This window comes from [Bacillus] enclensis, from assembly GCF_001456935.1.
GTDB lineage: Bacteria > Bacillota > Bacilli > Bacillales > Bacillaceae_B > Rossellomorea > Rossellomorea enclensis.
Map to the genome: position 1 here is coordinate 1,325,308 of NZ_KQ758482.1, position 19,729 is coordinate 1,345,036.

Sequence of the window (19,729 nt, forward strand, 5' to 3'; positions counted from 1 at the left end):
CCCCTGACGTATTACCCATAACGTGAAGCATCCCTGTATCAAATGACCGAATATTAAGAAATCAGCTTTCTTTATCTGAAAATCATGTTACACTTTTGGTGAAACGTTTCGATAACATGGTTGGAAGGGGTATTGCATATGAAAAAGAATATCAGTCTGTTCACGATTTTATGTCTGATCATCAGTCTCTTGTACATCCCTGCTGCTTCGGCGCAAGGAAAAGACGGCAGGGACATCGCTTTCCGCGCAGAGTTGAAAGCGATTGCAAAAAAGACGTATACGTATTATGAGGATCATACCGATCCGGCTACCGGCCTTACTTTTGATGAAACGCGTTACACCGAAGAAGGGAAGAAAAATGCGGAGCATACTTCCCCTACCAATATAGGGATGTATATGATGAGCACTGTTTCTGCGCAGGAGATGGGTTTCATTTCAAAAGAAGAAGCAGTCGACCGTATACAAGTTACCTTGAATACGCTGGAATCGATGAAAAAATGGAACGGTCTGTTTTATAACTGGTACTACACCAAGGACGGTTCCCTGAAAAAAGACTGGGGCCAATTCATCTCCCAGGTGGATAATGGCTGGCTTTCTGCAGGATTGATCGTCGCCGGACAAGCCTATGAAGAGCTGAACGGCAAGACAAGCGAACTGGTGGAGAACATGGACTATTCCACCCTTTATGACCCTGAAGTCGGACAATTCCGCGGAGGATACGATGTGGCACAGGGGAAATTGACCGACCATCACTACGGTCTGCTCTATACAGAACCGCGGGTAGCGAGTTATATTTCGATCGGAAAAGGAGATGTTCCGAAAGAGCACTGGTGGAAAATGGAGCGTACTATCCCGGCCGAATGGGACTGGCAGTCTCAAATTCCGGAGGGGGAATATGCTGAATATGACGGTGTATCCGTCTATGAAGGCCACTATGAATACAATGGCGTGAAATTCGTCCCAAGCTGGGGAGGAAGTATGTTCGAAGGCCTGATGCCGGGAATCGTTTTGAAGGAAAAAGAGCTTGGCAAACAGGCACTTGGACTGAATAACCAGCGTCACGTCGAACTGCAAATCCAATATGCCAAGGATAAAGGATACAAAGCATGGGGCTTTTCGCCGGCAGCAACCCCTGACGGCTACAGTGAATTTGCCGCTACACCGCTCGGGACATCGGGCTACGCAGACAAATCGACCGTAACCCCTCACGCATCCTTCCTTGCCCTTGATTACGCACCTGAAGAAGTGCGCAAAAACCTCAAAGTGCTAAAAGGAATGGACACGTACGGAAAGTACGGATTCTATGATTCAGTCAATGTGGAGACTGGTGAAATTGCAAAAGCGTACCTTGCCCTGGATCAGGGGATGATCATGGTTTCGATTGCAAATTACCTGAAAGACGGAGTGATCCGTGATTATTTCCACCAGGACCCAATCGGGAAAAAGCCTGAGGAACTGCTTGAGAAGGAAGTATTCTCGATTCAATAGTTCTTTTAAAGGCTGGAACAAAAGTACTTGAGTTTAAGTTAAACCCGAACTGATTTGTCTACCGGGCAAATCAGTTCGGGTTTTTTGTTTGATCATACAGCTAGATATCAGAACTTTCCAGCGGTTGATTGGAGTGCAAAACGCAGACTCCTATCAGAAAAGTGAAAGGGCTTTGCTCAGAGGCGTGTGGCATAAGACGAATCGGCCTGGAAGGCGCTCTTTGCCTTCTTGGTCGGTTTGGCTTATGCCACACGCCTCTAAGCCCTGAAACTGGACAGTTCCTCTATCCGTTAATAGGAGGAGGCTCACCAACCGCCCGCGGAAAGCGGAGTTTTGCACGGAAATCATTAGCGGAGATTGAGGTTAAACTTAAAGTTTTTATAAAAAAGCTGCCTCTTTGATCGAGACAGCCTTTAGCTTAAGTGAAAAACACCATATAAATAATTCCGACCAGAATAAATCCTGCACATAAAACGAGTAAAACTTTCGCTAATGTTTCCATAGTTCCTCTCCTTACGAAATCCCTGCCCCTATGACATAAGACAATCCGACCGAAATGACAAGTGAAATGAAGCCGACCGCACGATTATCCTTTTGTATCTCTTCATCAATTTTGAACTTCGGCGTTAAAAATTCATAAATGAAATATCCGATCAGCAGAAGGAAAAAACCGAAGAATCCCCATCCGATCGTCGTGAGGACCGAATCGTTCTGCTGAATGGAATACCGGAAAATATTCGCTATCCCCAATATCTTTCCGCCGGTTGCCATGGCAACGGCCAAGTTGCCTTTTTTAATTTCTTCCCAATTTTTATACTTGGTGACCAGTTCAAATATAGTCAGGAAAAGGATGAGGCATAGTATGACGACACTGTAGTTCCCTGCCGTTTGAATATATTCATTCTCCCAAAAATTCTCCATTGCTCCGCTCCCTATGCTTATTTAAACTTCACGACCGTGACACCCGTTCCGCCTTCACCGGCATCACCGAAGCGAATACTTTTTACTGAACGGTGATTCTTCAGATATTCCTGCACACCCTGTCTCAAAGCCCCGGTGCCTTTCCCATGAATGATGGACACTTGAGGATATCCCGCAAGAAGGGCGTCATCAATATATTTCTCCACCCTCGAGAGGGCGTTATCGAACCGCTCTCCCCTGAGATCCAGCTCTACACTGACATGAAAATCTTTACCTTTCACCACGGCAAGAGGTTTCGTTTCAACCTTCTGCTGTGTCTGGATGAATTCGAGGTCCGATTCCTTCACCTTCATCTTCATGATGCCCATCTGTACCTGCCATTCCTTGGCGGACACTCTTTCTAGCAGGTGTCCTTTCTGGTCGAAGCTTATCACTTTGACTTCATCCCCGGGCTGGAATTCACGTTTGGTACTTTGGGTCTTCTTCTTTTGCAGCGAAGACTTAGGAAGCTGAGGTGCTGCTCCTTCAAGCTGCTTCCTTGCTTCGATCAGCTCATGTTCCTTGATTTGTACCGATTTTTCCTGCTGCATCTTGCGCAGATCCTTAATGACGCGTTCTGCTTCCTCTTTGGCTTTTTCCACCACAGTCTCGGCTTTTTGCTGTGCTTTTTCAAACATTTGGTCTTTCTTCTCGTAATACTCCATCATTTGCTTTTGCATGTCTCTATGCATTTTCTCTGCTTGCTTTAAAAACTCATGTGCTTCTTCCAGCTCTTTTTCACCCTGGCGTCTGCTTTCTTCCAATGATGCGATCATGTTTTCGACTTCTTTACTGTCAGTGCCAATATGTGACTTAGCACGCTGGATGACAGTTTCAGAGAGGCCGAGGCGCTTTGAGATTTCGAATGCGTTACTTCTTCCCGGTACACCCAGGAGCAGCTTATAGGTGGGGCTTAGTGTTTCAACGTCAAATTCAACACTTGCATTGACAACGCCTTCTCGGTTATAGCCGTACGCCTTTAATTCAGGGTAGTGCGTTGTCGCCACCACCCTTGCGCCCTTGCCGTGTACTTCATCAAGGATGGAGATGGCGAGTGCAGCACCTTCCTGAGGGTCGGTACCTGCACCTAGTTCATCAAACAAAACAAGGCTTTCGTGATCCACTTTATTTAAGATATCCACGATGTTGACCATGTGGGAAGAGAACGTACTCAAACTTTGTTCGATCGACTGCTCGTCCCCGATATCGGCATAAATCGAATGGAAGATCCCTACTTCCGAGCCATCGAGAGCGGGGATCGGCAGTCCTGCCTGGGCCATGATGTTTGTTAGGCCGAGCGTTTTAAGCGTGACGGTCTTCCCTCCCGTATTCGGACCGGTGATGACAATTGATGAGAAATCAGTGCCCAACTCAATGTCATTCGCCACTGCTTCTTCCATCGGCAGCAGCGGGTGACGTGCTTTATTCAGTTTGATTCGCCGTTCATCGTTGATGATCGGTTTGGATCCTTTGATGGATTGCCCGAATTTTGCTTTTGTGAACATGAAATCGATGTCTGATAAAACATGAACGATGATGAGCAGTTCTTCTTCGGATTCCTGTACTTTTACAGAAAGGGCAAGAAGGATCTTTTCAATTTCGTTCTGTTCTTTCAGCCGCAGTTCGCGAAGTTGATTATTTAATTGTACGATTGCTTCCGGTTCAATGAACAGGGTCTGTCCGGAAGAAGATTGATCATGGATGATCCCTCCGTAATGTCCTCTATACTCCTGCTTAACAGGGATGACATAACGGTCATTACGGATGGTGATGATCGCATCGGACAGCATCTTTGATGCATTTGACGACCGGATCATGCGCTCGAGCTTCTCCCTTATCCGCCCTTCGTTCGCACGGAGCTGTGTACGGATGGATCGCAGTGTTTCACTCGCGGAATCCAGAATCTCCCCGTTATCATCCACTACATTCCTGATTTCCTGCTCCAGATGCGGGAGCGGTATGACTGAATCCAGTTTCGTCTGCAGGAGCGGGATGGATACTTCATCATCGACCAAATCTTCAACAAATGTCTTAAGCTTCCTGCTTGCACGGATGGTACTCCCGACCTGTACAAGTTCCCCTGGGGACAGCATGCCTCCGATGCCTGCCCGTTTCACATGGGGACGGATATCAAAGATACCGCCTAACGGTGCATGCCCTTTCAAACGAAGGATCTTCATCGCTTCATCCGTTTCCTCATGCATGGCGGTAATCTCTTCGAAGTCGGTCGAAGGAGCCAGGGTTGTGACCCTTGCATGCCCGAGTGCCGAAGCGGCAAACTCTTTCAACAATTCCTTTATTTTATCAAATTCCAGTGTTCTTAGTACTTTAGAATTCACAAGCTTCTTCCACCTTTTATAAGAAAAGCGCAAGCGCCGTTTTCAGCCCCTGGAAACGCTTCAGGTTCGACAGGTGAGTCGTTCTTAGACTTCAGTGTGCGGACATGAACGTCTCGTGTGGGCCGGGCGCTGGAGCTGGCCATTTCTCAATTTTAAGTATTATTTTTTATAATTAAATCAATCATTTCGATTTAAAAAGTCCAATAGGTCTTCTTTGTCCCATGTATTAATGACGGTGTCTTTCTTGATCCAGCCTTTTTTCGCTGCTGCCACACCGATATTCATGAATTCAAGATGTTCATGGCTGTGTGCATCGGTATTGATGAAAAGCTTAACCCCGGATTCCTGAGCTTTCCGGATATTTTCCGCTGATAGATCCAGCCTGTTGGGATTAGCATTAAGCTCGAGGGCCGTATCCGTCTCTTTGGCGAGCTTTATAAGCAGGTCCATGTCCACATCATACCCTTCTCTCCGTCCGATGATTCTGCCTGTCGGATGGGCGATGATATCGACATGCACACTGTCGAGTGCCGTTTTCAGGCGTTCCATGATCTTATCCTGCGGCTGCGAAAAACTTGAATGAATGGACGCGATGACAAGGTCCACTTTTTCAAGGATATCATCACTGTAATCAAGCGATCCGTCAGGAAGGATATCCATTTCAATCCCTGACAGGACTTCGATCTTATCATATTTTTTATTGATTTCCTTGATTTCTTCAATTTGCTTTAGCAGACGTTCATCGGTGAGACCGTTCGCCACACGCAAATATTTTGAGTGATCGGTGATGGCCATGTACTGGTAGCCTTTGTCTATGCATACCTGAACCATTTCCTCGATGGAGTAGGCTCCGTCCGACCAGGTCGTATGCATATGCAGATCACCTTTGATATGGGAGGAATCAATCAAATCATAGCCCTCTTTATACTCGTCCACTTCTTTGCCGTCCTCCCTTAATTCAGGGGGAATGAACGGCAGATTGAAATGAGCATAGAATTCTTCTTCGGTTTCGAATGTTTTGATCTCTCCTGTTTCACTGTTTTCAACGCCGTATTCACTGATTTTCTCACCACGTTCTTTTGCAAGCTGCCTCATCCTGACATTATGATCTTTAGATCCGGTAAAATGATGAAGTGTTGTAGCGAATTCTTCCGGTTTGACGATCCGGAAATCAATGCTGACATCCCATCTATATTGCAGGGTGAGGGATACCTTTGTCTCTCCGGCAGCAATGATTTCAGTGATGGCAGGAAGTTTCAACAGCTCTTCCTTCACCTTTTTCGGCTTATCCGTTGAAATGATGAAATCGAGGTCTTTGATCGTTTCCCGCATTCTCCTTAAGCTTCCCGCTCTTGAGAAGGTATTGATTTCCTTGATGTTTGTCAAGTAAGCTTCGATTTCTTCCGCTATTCCTGTCATGAACGCAATAGGCAGCCGCTCCGGGCGTTTACCTGCCTGGGCGATCGCTGCCAGGATTTTTTCTTCAGTCTTTTTGCCGAACCCCGGCAGTTCCTGTACTTTCTCCGAACGGCAGGCTTCCTCGAGATCTTCGATGCCTTCTACGCCCAGCTCGCTGTACAGCTTGGCGATCTTCTTGCCTCCAAGTCCCGGGAGCTGAAGAAGCGGGATCAATCCCTCCGGCACTTCCGCCTTCAGTTCTTCGAGTACCGAGGATGCCCCTTCCTTGATATATTCTTCGATTACACCCGCCGTTCCCTTGCCGATTCCGCTCAATTTGGTGAAGTCACTGATATCACTCAGACTGCGGTCATCATTTTCAAGCGCAAGCGCCGCTTTCCTGTATGCCGATATTTTAAAAGAGTTCTCACCCTTGAGTTCCATATAAATCGCAATCGTTTCCAATAATTTAATAATATCCTTCTTATTCATCCCATCCACCTGCATTTCTCTATAAAAATAAACTCAACCGTTAGACTTCTCTTATTATATAGTAGCAAAATAAACGAAAAAAGAAAGCGATGCAACTGGAATCCTGTTGATTTTTGGCTTATCGAGTGAAACGTTCGTTTCGCTCGCTTTTCAACTTTGCTGAAAAGTCGCCAGTATGGAAATGCCCTGAGGCACAAATGCATTTGTGCCTCAGGGCATTTCCATACTGGCGGAATAAGCCGAAAATCAGGACTCAAACAGTGAAAAAAGCTGACTCTTTAAGGAAGCTGATAGGTTAAGGGATATCCTTAACTGCTATCATATTATCCTTTTCAAGTCAGCTTCTTAAATCACGCTCCGTTCTGGAGCCACCAGTCTTTTACCATGTCCGAGAATACAGGGGTATGTTTGACCATCGCCTGTGCAATGAATGAATCATTAATGAAAGACTGTACGGTATCGATCGGCAGCAGTACGGCAATGAATAATAGTATAAAGATGATCAGATACGTTTCAATCAGTCCCAGCAGTCCTCCTCCTAATACATTCAATTGTTTAAGGATAGGAAGATGTGCTACGAAATCGAGCATGGAACCGAAGATATGAACGATGATCTTGACCGCAAAGAAAATCAGAGCGAACGCAATGACACGGTAATATGCCTGATCCATGTTGGTCATTTCAAAAAGCATCTGCAGCTTTGATTGTTCATCAAGACTCGGATACGGGATCCAAAGTGTAAGTTTTGGTGCAAGCTGATCATAATATATGTATGCTACAATAAAAGCAATGATAAAACCTGTCATATGGACAGCCTGCAGGATGAAGCCGCGTCTAAGACCGGTCAAAAATCCCACTAACAGGATAATGAATAAAACTAAATCAAGCATGACGTTTTCAACCCTTTAAGCGTTTAATTTCTCTTTCCAGCTCTTCAAACTGTTCTTTCAGTTTGACATAATCATTGACAGCATTGACGGCTGTCAACACTGCGAGCTTGCCAGTATCAAGAGATGGATTCATAGATTTTATTTCTCTCATTTTGTCATCCACTTTCGAACAAACAAATCGAATTTGACTTGTCGACTCAGTACCGACAATAGTATATTGTTGACCATATATGTCTACATTGGTGCGATTTTTTTGTTCATCAGACAATCCGAGTACCCCCTGTTCATAAGAATCCTAAACACTATCATACCATGAAATCTTTTTATTTTGAAAAGAATTTGTCTATTATCGTCACGTTTTTGGTTATTACATAGAATTTTGTCATAAGGAGAGGTTATTTTGGGAAATACAGTCATACAGGGAAACAGTGCATTGACGTCGAAAATGAAAGATTACTATAAGGATACACTTGTCGGCAAGCTGCCGCCGGGTGCGGTATTTTCAGCGAAACCTGCAGGCTGCACAGTGACTGCATATAAATCCGGCAAGGTACTGTTCCAGGGTGCTAATGGGGAGACGGAAGCAAAAAAATGGGGCACTGCCGAAACACCTAAGGTGAAGACACCTTCCAAGGGAGCGGCCCTGCTGCCTGAAAATTTTGCAGAGTGGTCGATCATCGGCTCGGATGAAGTAGGGACGGGAGATTTTTTCGGCCCCATTACAGTCGTCAGTGCCTACGTAAAAAAAGAGCAGATCCCTCTTATGAAAGAGCTTGGCGTAAAGGATTCCAAAAATCTGAACGATTCCCAGATCATCTCCATTGCTAAAGACCTGATCAAGACCATTCCATACAGTCTACTTGTGCTTCATAACGACAAGTATAACCAGCTTCAAAGTAGCGGGATGACGCAGGGTAAGATGAAAGCGATCCTCCACAATCAGGCCATCCTTCATTTATTGGATAAAATGGCACCCGAAGAACCAGAAGGCATTCTGATTGACCAATTTGTTGAAAAAAACACGTACTTTAAGCATATCAGCGCCCAAAAGAAAATACAGTGTGACCGAGTCTACTTCAGTACAAAAGGGGAAAGTATCCATATTGCGGTCGCTGCCGCGTCGATCATAGCGAGGTACGCCTTCTTAAAAGAAATGGATAAATTAAGTTCGAGGGCAGGCGTAGAGATTCCCAAAGGGGCAGGCAAGCAGGTGGACGTTGCCGCTGCCAAGATCATCAAGAGAAAAGGGATTGAAGAGTTGAAGACGATGACGAAGTGGCATTTTGCAAACAGTGAGAAGGCCATTCGGATTGCCGGTAAATAGGAAAGAACCCCCGCCTTTTAGATCACGGCGGGGGTTTTTGTTTGGTAATGGTCCAGTTCGGGGACGGGTAGCCGGCCAGCCATTTCTAAAGATTTTTCGACAATAGGATCATAAATTTCGGATTAGGATCGTATTTTTGGAATTAGGATCATAAATCTCGGATTAGGATCGTATTTCTGAAATTAGGATCGTAAATCTCGGATTAGGATCGTATTTCTGAAATTAGGATCGTAAATCCTGAATTAGGATCATAAACCGTTAACCTCATCAAAATTTGCCACTTCCAGCCCCCTTACCACACCGGAATTACCTTATAATTCACCTCTTCCCCTGTCCCTTCAGACAAAACCGTCCAAAAACAGCGAGTTTTTTCAAAAAACAACAAAAAAAGATGCCAGACCATATCCCAGGTCTGACACCCATATAACATTATCCGCGCAATTCCGCTCCTGCTTTTTCCTTAACAGCGGCAAGGACGCCGTCATGCACCTTCACTACTTCTTCATCCGTCAGCGTTTTTGCTGGATCGAAATACTTAAGTGAGAAGGCAAGTGATTTTTTGCCAGGTTCCATATGCTCGCCTTCATAAAGGTCGAATACGGAAACCTCCTTAAGAAGTTTGCCTCCAGCTTCCTGGATGACTGATTTTAGATCTCCAGCCTTCACATCCGTATCAACGACAAGGGCGATATCCCTTGTGATGGAGGGGTGACGCGGGATCGGCGAGTAGCTCAATGCCGGTTTTTCATAGTGGAAGACCGGACTCGCTTTCACTTCGAATACATACGTTTCATTCAAATCAAGCTCTTTTTCCACCTCTGGATGGATTGCGCCGATGATTCCGATCACTTCACCGTCCAGCAGGATTTCAGCGGTTCTTCCAGGGTGAAGGCCGTCCATCGATGCCTGGCGGAAAGAAACAGCCTCGGATACTCCAAGCTCTTCGAATAAACCTTCAAGTATTCCTTTCGCCACATAGAAGTCAACGGCTTTCTTTTCCCCCTGCCATGGATGGCTGTGCCATAATCCTGTCAGCGCACCTGCGATATGCTCTTCTTCCATTGGAAGTTCTTCACCGGATTCCTGTAAGAATACAGATCCCACTTCATAGAAAGCAAGAGAATCATTTTGGCGTGCCTTATTATAAGAGACCACTTCCAGAAGCTGAGGGATGATGCTTAAACGCAGATTGCTGCGCTCTTCACTCATCGGCATCAAGAGACGCACCGGCTCTTTCACATCCAGGGCATATTTGGCAGCTTTATCATCATTCGTCAATGAATAGGTGATTGCCTGCAAAAGGCCTGCACCTTCAAGGTAACGGCGGACGGTACGACGCTTCAATTGATGATTATTCAATCCGCCCGGTGTGCTTTCCCCTTTCGGAAGTGTAAGCGGAAGATTGTCATAGCCGTATAGGCGGGCTACTTCCTCAAGCAGATCTTCCGGAATGGTGATGTCTCCCCTTCTTGTCGGGGCCGTGACCGTGAATGACGTTCCATCGACACTCACGTCGAATTGAAGGCGGCGGAAAATATCTTTTACTTCTTCAACCGAAATCGCAGTGCCCAATGAAGCATTGATCTTCTCAAGAGTGATTTCCACGACAGCCGGCTCGACGTTCATTTCATCGAATAGAACCGTTCCTTCAAGGACTTCCCCGCCTGCGTATTCTGCCATCAGTGCAGCTGCACGCTCGCCTGCTTTCAGCACACGGTCCGGGTCTACACCTTTTTCATAACGGGTACTCGCTTCGCTTCTCAGGCCGTGATCTTTTGACGCACCCCTCACAATGGCACCTGTGAAGTATGCGGCTTCCAGGAGCACAGTTGTTGTATCATTTTGGACTTCGGAATTGGCTCCGCCCATTACCCCTGCAAGGGCAACCGGCTCTTCTCCGTTCGTGATCACCAGCTGACTCGAGGATAAGGTTCTCTCCGTATCATCAAGCGTGACGAATGTTTCACCATCCTTTGCCCGGCGTACAAGGATTTCCTTCGAACCGAGGCGGTCGTAATCGAACGCATGAAGCGGCTGGCCGTACTCCAAAAGAATATAGTTCGTGATATCGACAACGTTATTGTGAGGACGGATTCCTGCGGCGATCAGTGCGTTCTGCATCCACATCGGTGAAGGACCTACTTTTACATTTTTGATAATCTTGGCACCGTAAAGCGGATTATCTTCCTTCGCCTCTACATTTACCGTTACGTAATCGGATGCCTTTTCTTCACCTGATGACTGACCCGCTTCCGGAAGCTTCACTCCGCGGTCCAGGATTGCAGCCACTTCATAAGCGACTCCGAGCATGCTCAAGCAATCAGAACGATTGGGTGTCAGACCCAGTTCAAGAATCGCATCATCCAGGTTCAGCAGTTCAACAGCATTGCTGCCGACTTCTGCATCTTCAGGGAAGACATAGATCCCATCTGCATGCTCTTTTGGTACAAGCTTTCCTTCTACGCCTAATTCCTGCAGTGAGCAGATCATCCCGTGGGATGCTTCACCGCGAAGTTTCGCTTTTTTGATTTTAAAATTACCCGGAAGCACCGCGCCCACTTTAGCGACAGCCACTTTTTGACCTTTACCTACATTCGGGGCACCGCAGATGATTTGAACTGGCTCTTCTTCGCCAACGTCAACCTGGCAGATATTCAATTTATCCGCATCCGGATGCTGTTCGCACTCTAAAACGTGCCCGATCACAACATTCTTTATTTCTGCACCGGTTCTCTCGACGCCTTCAACCTCGATCCCGCTTCTTGTAATTTTTTCCGCAAGATCTTCAGGAGTCACACCTGATAAGTCTACATAATTTTCCAGCCATTTATATGAAACAAACATGTTTTTACCTCCGCTCGATAATAGTATTGCATTACTCGGTCACGTTGAATTGTGTTACAAATCGGGTATCGTTCGTATAGAAATGACGGATGTCATCGATTCCGTATTTCAGCATCGCGATACGTTCAGGCCCCATTCCGAATGCAAAACCTGTGTACACTTTCGGATCAAATCCTGCCATTTCAAGAACGTTCGGGTGAACCATCCCCGCTCCAAGAATTTCAATCCAGCCGGTTCCTTTACATACGCGGCAGCCCTCTCCCCCGCAGATCTTACAGGAAATATCCATTTCGACGGAAGGCTCAGTGAACGGGAAGAAGCTTGGGCGCAGACGGATTTCACGGTCTTCGCCGAACATTTTCTTGGCAAACACATTCAGTGTTCCTTTAAGGTCACTCATGCGGATGTCTTTATCCACCACAAGCCCTTCGATCTGCATGAACTGATGTGAATGTGTCGCGTCATCCGTATCACGGCGGTATACTTTACCGGGACAGATGATTTTAATCGGGCCTTTTCCTTTCGCAAGCTCCATCGTTCTTGCCTGCACAGGAGACGTGTGGGTCCTGAGCAATGTTTCTTCTGTGATATAGAAGGAATCCTGCATATCGCGGGCAGGGTGTCCCTTCGGAAGATTCAGCGCTTCGAAGTTGTAATAATCCTTTTCAACTTCAGGGCCTTCTGCGACCGTATAGCCCATCCCGATGAATAGGTCTTCGATTTCTTCGATGATCATTGTAAGCGGATGGTGGTTCCCTTTCCTGACAGGTCTGCCCGGCAGTGTCACATCGATCGTTTCTGATTGAAGCTTCTTTTCCACCGCTTCTTTTTCAAGCTTTTCCTGCTTTGCTTCGATTTTCTCGGTGATGGCCCCGCGCACTTCATTTGCAAGGGCACCCATCTTAGGGCGTTCTTCAGCAGAGAGTTTGCCCATGCCTTTCAGTACTTCGGTTACAGGGCCTTTTTTTCCTAAGTAGGCAACCCGGATGTTGTTCAGTTCTTTCAGGTCTTGTGCTTCGTTAATTTTTTCAATTGCTTCGGTTTGAAGGGATCGTAATTTATCCTCCATGTTTCTTCCTCCTTTATGGTCGGTAGTAAAGTGTTAATACAAGGACCGTACCTTTCCGCTGCAGGCACAAGATTCCCCGGGGAGTAACGAAGAGCCCAGCTATACTCAGCTAATGCAACGAGCAAATTGCCCCCAAGCCAAACGGAAATAACAGATCCTTCTAAAAAACAAAAAAACCCCATCCCTGGAAAGGGACGAGGTTGTGATCGCGGTACCACCCTTATAAGCGTATCTAAAGAGATACACTCACTTGATTCGGATAACGGCTTTGCCGGTGCATCTTTACATTCCTTAATGGAATGGTCCCGATGCCAACTCGAGAGGTGAAATGTTCACGCCATGTTTTTCTTAAGAATGCTTTCAGTCTGACGGCATTCTCTTCCTTGAAGAATCTCATGCGCTACTTGCCTCTGTCTTCGTTTTTATAAAGTATATGTGCATAATTATAGTGAATTATTCCCGATAATTCAAATCATTTAAGAAAAATTATTGCCCATTTTTAAAATAATATAACAAGATGCCTGCAGCAATCGCGACATTCAGTGACTCGCTTTTCCCGTAGATGGGTATGTACAGGTTTTGATCGGTTTGCATCAGGATCTCTTGGCTCATGCCGTTTCCTTCATTCCCGACGATCAGCGCGTAGGATTCCTCTGGTGTGACGGATGTGTACTCCTCCCCATTCTCAAGGGCAGTTCCGTAAACAGGTACTCCTTTTTCTTTCAGGTCACGGATGATGTCAGACAGGTCGCCCTTAATGATCGGCAGGTGAAAATGGCTTCCCTGTGCAGACCTGAGCACTTTTGGATTATAAAGGTCAACCGTCCCTTTTCCAAGGATGACCGCATCGATGCCGGCCGCTTCTGCCGTCCGGATGATCGTTCCGATATTCCCCGGATCCTGAAGTCCGTCCAAGAGGAGGAATGTCTTGCTCTCATCAATCGATGTCGTTTCTTTTTGCCTGCAAACAGCAAACACACCCTGAGTGGTTTCCGTGTCGGCAAGAACTTTTCCTGCTTCTTCAGATACCTGTATCAGTTCGACTCCATCGAGATTCCATTTATTCGGGAGCTCGACGCCCTCGATAACAATCAGCTCAAGTACAGTATCGTGCTGCTTTAAAGCTTCTTCGACAAGATGGAAGCCTTCGACTATATAGGTTAAGGATTGATCTCTTCCCTTTTTGGTCAATAATTTTTTCCACTGTTTCACGACAGGATTCTTAGAGGATTGAATAACCTTCAATCGTACCCGCTCCTTCATTTTACATTTCAAGATTTCATTATACCCTAATTCAAATACATAATAAATCTGATTTGTGACAAGATAACAATGAATTCCTCATCCTAAACAAAAGGAGTAATGCTTGATGAATCTTAACTTGAGAAAAGCGATCATACACAACGTTTCAGGAAACAGCCAGGAAGAATTGAAGGATACAATCGTCGATGCCATTCAAGGCGGAGAAGAAAAGACACTTCCAGGTTTAGGTGTCCTGCTTGAGGTATTCTGGCAAAATGCCGACTCTCAGGAACAGCAGATGCTTCTTGAAACACTCGAAGAATCATTACAGCAGCAGCCACAGCAATAAGGAAACGGGCAGCCTCTCGGAGGCGGCCCGTTTTTTCATACACGGTTTTATCCCCTTCCCTTTAGTGGTATAAGAAGCATATCCGCTTGTTACCGAAAGGAGAATTACCAATGAGCAGCAAAAAAGCCTTATTAATCATAGACATGATCAATACATTCGATTTCGACGGCGGGGAGGAATTATTGTCAAATACAAAAAGTATCGTCGATCCCATCAGGAAGTTGAAGAACAAGGCAAAAAAAGCAGATATCCCCGTTATTTATGTCAATGACAATTACGGTTTATGGCAGGATAATATGAACGATATCATCGAGGTCTGCAAAAAAGGGAAAGGCAGGTCGATCATCGAAAAAATTCACCCGGATGAGGATGATTACTTCATCGTGAAACCGAAGCATTCCTGTTTTTTCGGTACACAGCTTGAAATACTCCTGCACCAGCTCGATGTCGATCACCTGATCCTGACCGGGATTGCGGGTGATATCTGTGTCCTGTTCACAGCGAACGACGCCTATATGAGAGAGTACGGATTGAGCATCCCGCTGGACTGCATGGCCTCGGAAACCAAAGAAGACAACGACAGTGCCGTCCATATCATTGAAAAAACAATCGACGCCGACCTGACCCGTTCCAGTGAAATGGAATTTTAAAAAAGACCCTGCCCGAAATAAAGGCAGGGTCTTTCAATTGATTAATCAAACGTAATCTTTGCTACTGTATCTTTGTCTAACTTTTTAATGACTTCTGTAATCAGCTTCACTGCATTTTCATAATCATCACGGTGAAGCATGGCAGCATGTGAATGGATGTAGCGTGTCGCAATCGTGATGGAAAGGGCAGGTACACCGTTTGCCGTCAAGTGAATCGCACCTGAGTCCGTTCCACCGCCTGCAATCGCATCGAACTGATAAGGGATATTATGTTCATCCGCTGTATCCGTCACAAAATCACGTAGCCCTTTATGAGAAACCATGCTGGCATCATAAAGGATGATCTGAGGACCTTCACCCATTTTGCTTTGCGCTTCTTTTTCCGAGATGCCAGGTGTGTCACCGGCGATTCCCACATCGACACCGAATGCGATGTCAGGCTGGATCTTCGCAGCGGAAGTTCTTGCTCCGCGCAGGCCTACCTCTTCCTGAACGGTACCCACGCCATAAACGACGTTTGGATGCTGTTCATTTTTAAGGTTCTTAAGGACGTCGATTGCGATCGCACATCCAATGCGGTTGTCCCACGCCTTGGCAAGAAGCATCTTTTCGTTGTTCATCACGGTGAATTCGAAGTATGGAACGACCATGTCCCCAGGTTTTACGCCCCATTCCTGTGCTTCTTCTTTGCTTGATGCCCCGATATCGATGAACATATCTTTAATATCAACAGGCTTCTTCCGTGCTTCCGCAGGCAGGATGTGAGGGGGCTTGGAGCCGATGATTCCGGTTACTTCGCCTTTGCTTGTCACGATGGTCACACGCTGTGCCAGCATGACCTGGGACCACCAGCCGCCGACTGTCTGGAAGCGGAGGAATCCTTTATTATCAATTTGTGTGATCATGAAGCCGACTTCGTCAAGATGGCCCGCCACCATGATCTTGGGACCGTGTTCATCCCCGACTTTTTTCGCGATAAGACTTCCCAGGTTATCGGTTGTGATTTCATCTGCAAATGGCTCTATGTATCGTTTCATTACGTCCCTTGCTTCTTTTTCATTGCCCGGGACCCCTTTTGCATCTGTCAGATCTTTAAGCATGGTTAATGTTTCGTCTAATTTTGTCATTCTTTCGACCCCCTAAATGTTTAAACTATTCTCATTATACTAAAATCTTTGCAGGACATCAAAAGATGCTTTCAGATTTTTGTTAATATCCTTCTTCCTGGCGTTCATAATTCACCTTGTTTTTTTCTACATAGGCGTCAAATACCTCCATGCTCGAAAAGCCGAGGACTTCGCCCAGTGTCAGATAGTGATTGAACAGGGAGAAATAATGCGTTACGGAACGTTCTTCCCTGAAATCGGTGACCGCTTTATAAACAAGAAGAAATTGTTCATTGAGCTCCTTTGCATCAGCATGTTTTTCATCCAGTTCAATTTCCTGCAGCCCTATTTCGAGGCCGAGGGACAGGATGAAGTGGATGCCGTCCACATATTCCTCCAAGATGACTTCTTTGGCGGAGGCTCCTTTTTTACTCCAAAACTTGAAGCTTCTTGTCTCATTTGCAAGTTCTCCTATTTCAACAAGCAGAGCCAGAATCTTTCTGTCAACTAAATCCTCTTCTCCGAGCCCGTGTTCGCTTTCTATATGCTGATCAAGTTTCAGCTGCATATGCAGCAGTTTTTCAATGTTCATTGACGATTTCCTCTCCTTTCGAATTCTGCTTTCCCATTTAGTATGACAAACTTTTTCGTATTTTTTAAATAAAAACGAAACCTTTTTGGATTTATGCCGTAAATAATAGGAGAAGATCTATGCCTATGGAGGTAATTTACATGCTATGGCTCATTCGTTTACTCATTCTTGCCCTCATCATTTACCTTTTTTACCGCAGTTTCAAGTACATCATCGATCCGAAGCGGAAGCTTGAGCTTGCCCAGGAACAGAAACGATTTTATTTTCTTGATGACCAGGAAAACGTCCGGAAAAACTTTTACGTCACGTATAAAGGGGTCTTGTTTGAAGGCGAAAAATATCTCGGCACAACTGAAGATTCCTTTGAAGTGGTATCAATCTTCGTTTGGGTCAATAATGTCTCTTCCCTGAAGGGACTGGGCTATGAGGATTTTCATTATGTCCAGAATGAAATCAAAGAGCGTTACCCGAAGGCGAAAATTGATTGGAAGAGTCCAATCCATGAGCTTATGAGGAAATCGGATATTTGAAGACAGTAAATGCTTAAGGTGTTTAAACACTTTGGGCATTTTTTAGTTGGTGATAAACGTTAACATTCCGTCCCATTCACTCATAGAATATCAATAATGCTGTTATGCTCCACTTCTGACAAACCTGGTTTACACCTGAGCCGCTTACAGTTTTACAAACATAATCTATATGAAAGAAGTGAAGAGACGATGGGAATATCAACGGGGAAGTGGAAAAAATACCAATTGATGAAGAAGAATGAAAAACTTTCCCAGTACTTGCCCGAGACCTATTTACTCAATGAAAATACGTTTTGGCATACGATTGGAAAATATGGCGCTGTCATGATCAAACCTACTAAAGGATATATGGGAAAAGGAATCGTGCAGGTAGCATCAAAAGGGAAAGAGCAATATGAATTCCACGTACTGGAGAAGAGCTATGTCGTTGAAGGAAGAGAGAAAACATTCGAACACCTATTGAAGGATTATTGTTTGAAGAAACACTATATCGTTCAGCAGAAAATCCCCCTGGTGACTGTAAAAGGTGCCCCCTACGACCTCCGAGTGATGGTGCAGCGCAGGAAAAATCAGTATGATTGGACGGTCACCGGGAAACTGGCCAAGGTGGCTGCCAAAGGATTCGTCCTTACTAATTATCCTAAATACCTCATCACAGCTGAGGAGGCCATTAAACATTCTTCTTTTAAAGCTCCAAGAAGCCACCTTCATGAAGAAATCGACCGCATCAGCGTCCTCACCGCTGAATACTTATCCGATTATTACACCAATACCCGCACATTCGGGCTCGATATCGGGCTTGATGATCAAGCGAATATCTGGATCATCGAAGCCAACCTGGCACCGAGTGTTTCTATATTCAAAGCGCTGAAAAATGAAGAAGTGTATAAAAGGATCCTGAAATACAGAAGAGGATAAAGACAAGGCCCGCCCCCCAATGCGTCAGCATCGAGGGACGGGCCTTCAATCCTTATAAAATTACTCAGGCACCGGACTCTACATGTTTGTTGAACGGTTCGAAGAGGTAGCGGGATTCTCAAATTTGCTAATCTTACACCTAAGGCCGCATTGACTGTCCGTTTCCAATCTGTATCAACGGTCCACCTTTTTCCCAAAACCCGCCAGCGCCTTCGCGTATTCCAGGGGTGAGCGAAACACACGGTCTCTAAGTTCCAAATCCTTTATTTTTGTGAAGCTTTCATGCCCGTAGTTGGAGTTTGCTTCAAGAAAATAGATGTCACCTGTCTCCAGTAGTATGAAATCAAGTGCTACGTCCCCAAAATGACCTATATTCAAATCAAGGCTCTCCCCCGCTTTTATACAGGCTTCTTTTATACGTGCGGCTGCTTCAGCCGCTTTTAAATCATCAAATCCGTAGTACTCTTTTAAGGCAGCTTCCCCGGGAAGAATCTTCTCTGTATATCGAAGATTCGTGATGACGCTTTCGGGCTTCGCAAGCCTGCCTATAAACCCTCTCATTTTCCATTCCATGCTGCTGTCTTTTTGGATATATCCCCTGAAATCAACCTGCTTCCGATTTTTTTCATACGGCACTCCCTGCTGCACGATATACCGATTCTTCCTGACGATGTTTTGCAGGCGGCAGATGCAATCCTCTTTTGATTCAAATCTTTCCTTCACTTGTTTTCCTTTGACCACTCGGGTGACCCTGATTTGCTTTCCTTCCTTTTTGACCTGGATGATCCCGTACCCTCTTGCCCCAAATCTTTTCTTCAAATAAAGGACGTGATATTCTTCAAGCATGGAAAAGAGCCGGTCAAAGTCTTTGAATTTTTCCGTATAGGGGACCAGTTCCCTTGCAGGGGGATTCTTAAAAAGTGCCTGATAAAATTCCCATTTACCGGTACCGCGGCTATTGAAGAAACGTCCCCCGGTGATGTTGTCCAGAAGATGATATTTGTTGCCCGTTCCTGCGACCGGCCTGTTAAAGACCGCATCAGGAAATGGAAAAGTCCCTTCCTTCCATCGACCTTCTTTTTGTGCAGGGTCATAACAGAAGCCTTTTACCGACACAGCCCCCTCCTCCACTTCCGATAGAGGAAAGATGATCACCAATCCTTTGATCCTCTTATATGATTTGACCCAGCGTTTCAATATCCTCAGGCTTTTTTTGTTGATATTCTTCATCCCGGCACCCCTCACAATACCAAGGACGGGGCCCGCATACAAATGACTTCCTTCTGTTCTCCATTCAAATTCAATATCCTCGGGAATGGTGAAGTCGAATAAATCTATTGGTATGCATATCGAATCTTGCTCAGCCTCTTGATCGATAGTGACTGTCATATCTTTTTTCCATCGTCCGATATGCAGAATCACTGATCCCTCTTTTATGTTCAGCTTCTTTGCTGAAGAGGGGTGCATGATGATGGTTCCACTTAATATGTTTCTTTTCTTAATAAACACTTACACACCTTCTATCTTTTTTTCATCAT

Annotated in this window: 17 protein-coding genes; 6 read left to right on the forward strand and 11 right to left on the reverse strand. The window is 45.4% G+C overall.

What is annotated here, in order from left to right; all coding sequences use genetic code 11:
• Window positions 1-138: 138 nt before the first annotated feature.
• Window positions 139-1,488, forward strand: coding sequence for a glucoamylase family protein (locus AS034_RS06670; protein ID WP_058297925.1), 1,350 nt, complete (start codon window positions 139-141; stop codon window positions 1,486-1,488).
• 513 nt (window positions 1,489-2,001) lie between these two features.
• Here the strand turns inward: AS034_RS06670 and AS034_RS06675 are convergent.
• The 5 genes from AS034_RS06675 to zapA form a co-directional block, all read right to left on the reverse strand.
• Window positions 2,002-2,409, reverse strand: a complete 408-nt coding sequence (locus AS034_RS06675) for a DUF350 domain-containing protein (RefSeq protein ID WP_032087409.1) — start codon at window positions 2,407-2,409, stop codon at window positions 2,002-2,004.
• A 17-nt stretch (window positions 2,410-2,426) separates the two neighbouring features.
• The gene (locus AS034_RS06680) at window positions 2,427-4,787 is read right to left on the reverse strand and encodes an endonuclease MutS2 (RefSeq protein WP_058297926.1); all 2,361 of its coding nucleotides are present in this window, start codon (window positions 4,785-4,787) and stop codon (window positions 2,427-2,429) included.
• 177 nt (window positions 4,788-4,964) lie between these two features.
• Complete coding sequence (gene polX / locus AS034_RS06685; protein ID WP_419184971.1) at window positions 4,965-6,677, reverse strand: DNA polymerase/3'-5' exonuclease PolX; 1,713 nt, start codon at window positions 6,675-6,677, stop codon at window positions 4,965-4,967.
• Window positions 6,678-7,027: 350 nt separating this feature from the next.
• Complete coding sequence (locus AS034_RS06690) at window positions 7,028-7,567, reverse strand: CvpA family protein (protein ID WP_032087406.1); 540 nt, start codon at window positions 7,565-7,567, stop codon at window positions 7,028-7,030.
• A gap of 7 nt (window positions 7,568-7,574) precedes the next feature.
• Window positions 7,575-7,835, reverse strand: coding sequence for a cell division protein ZapA (zapA, locus tag AS034_RS06695; protein ID WP_032087405.1), 261 nt, complete (start codon window positions 7,833-7,835; stop codon window positions 7,575-7,577).
• 132 nt (window positions 7,836-7,967) lie between these two features.
• On the opposite strand from zapA, the gene rnhC reads away from it, so the two are divergent.
• The gene (rnhC, locus tag AS034_RS06700; RefSeq protein WP_058297928.1) at window positions 7,968-8,891 is read left to right on the forward strand and encodes a ribonuclease HIII; all 924 of its coding nucleotides are present in this window, start codon (window positions 7,968-7,970) and stop codon (window positions 8,889-8,891) included.
• A gap of 429 nt (window positions 8,892-9,320) precedes the next feature.
• Here the strand turns inward: rnhC and pheT are convergent, their stop codons facing one another.
• The 3 genes from pheT to AS034_RS06715 form a co-directional block, all read right to left on the reverse strand.
• Window positions 9,321-11,735, reverse strand: a complete 2,415-nt coding sequence (gene pheT, locus AS034_RS06705; protein ID WP_058297929.1) for a phenylalanine--tRNA ligase subunit beta — start codon at window positions 11,733-11,735, stop codon at window positions 9,321-9,323.
• Between the two features lie 31 nt (window positions 11,736-11,766).
• Window positions 11,767-12,804, reverse strand: coding sequence for a phenylalanine--tRNA ligase subunit alpha (pheS, locus tag AS034_RS06710; protein WP_058297930.1), 1,038 nt, complete (start codon window positions 12,802-12,804; stop codon window positions 11,767-11,769).
• Window positions 12,805-13,290: 486 nt separating this feature from the next.
• A complete protein-coding gene (locus AS034_RS06715) occupies window positions 13,291-14,049 on the reverse strand; it encodes a TrmH family RNA methyltransferase (RefSeq protein WP_032087401.1) in 759 nt (252 codons plus the stop codon).
• A 124-nt stretch (window positions 14,050-14,173) separates the two neighbouring features.
• On the opposite strand from AS034_RS06715, the gene sspI reads away from it, so the two are divergent.
• Both sspI and AS034_RS06725 read left to right on the forward strand, forming a co-directional pair.
• Window positions 14,174-14,395 carry a small acid-soluble spore protein SspI gene (gene sspI / locus AS034_RS06720; RefSeq protein WP_032087400.1) on the forward strand — a complete coding sequence of 74 codons (222 nt, stop codon included), beginning with the start codon at window positions 14,174-14,176 and terminating at the stop codon, window positions 14,393-14,395.
• Between the two features lie 110 nt (window positions 14,396-14,505).
• The gene (locus AS034_RS06725) at window positions 14,506-15,045 is read left to right on the forward strand and encodes a cysteine hydrolase family protein (protein WP_032087399.1); all 540 of its coding nucleotides are present in this window, start codon (window positions 14,506-14,508) and stop codon (window positions 15,043-15,045) included.
• A 41-nt stretch (window positions 15,046-15,086) separates the two neighbouring features.
• Here the strand turns inward: AS034_RS06725 and AS034_RS06730 are convergent, their stop codons facing one another.
• The gene (locus tag AS034_RS06730; RefSeq protein WP_058297931.1) at window positions 15,087-16,172 is read right to left on the reverse strand and encodes a M42 family metallopeptidase; all 1,086 of its coding nucleotides are present in this window, start codon (window positions 16,170-16,172) and stop codon (window positions 15,087-15,089) included.
• Window positions 16,173-16,254: 82 nt separating this feature from the next.
• Window positions 16,255-16,743: a dUTP diphosphatase gene (locus tag AS034_RS06735; protein WP_032087397.1), complete on the reverse strand. Its 489-nt coding sequence runs from the start codon at window positions 16,741-16,743 to the stop codon at window positions 16,255-16,257.
• A 119-nt stretch (window positions 16,744-16,862) separates the two neighbouring features.
• On the opposite strand from AS034_RS06735, the gene AS034_RS06740 reads away from it, so the two are divergent.
• Together AS034_RS06740 and AS034_RS06745 are read left to right on the forward strand one after the other, a co-directional pair.
• A complete protein-coding gene (locus AS034_RS06740) occupies window positions 16,863-17,273 on the forward strand; it encodes a sigma-w pathway protein ysdB (protein ID WP_419184972.1) in 411 nt (136 codons plus the stop codon).
• A gap of 189 nt (window positions 17,274-17,462) precedes the next feature.
• Window positions 17,463-18,191, forward strand: coding sequence for a YheC/YheD family protein (locus tag AS034_RS06745; protein WP_058297932.1), 729 nt, complete (start codon window positions 17,463-17,465; stop codon window positions 18,189-18,191).
• 174 nt (window positions 18,192-18,365) lie between these two features.
• On the opposite strand, the gene AS034_RS06750 is transcribed toward AS034_RS06745, so the two are convergent.
• Complete coding sequence (locus AS034_RS06750; protein WP_058297933.1) at window positions 18,366-19,700, reverse strand: YheC/YheD family endospore coat-associated protein; 1,335 nt, start codon at window positions 19,698-19,700, stop codon at window positions 18,366-18,368.
• Window positions 19,701-19,729: the final 29 nt, after the last annotated feature.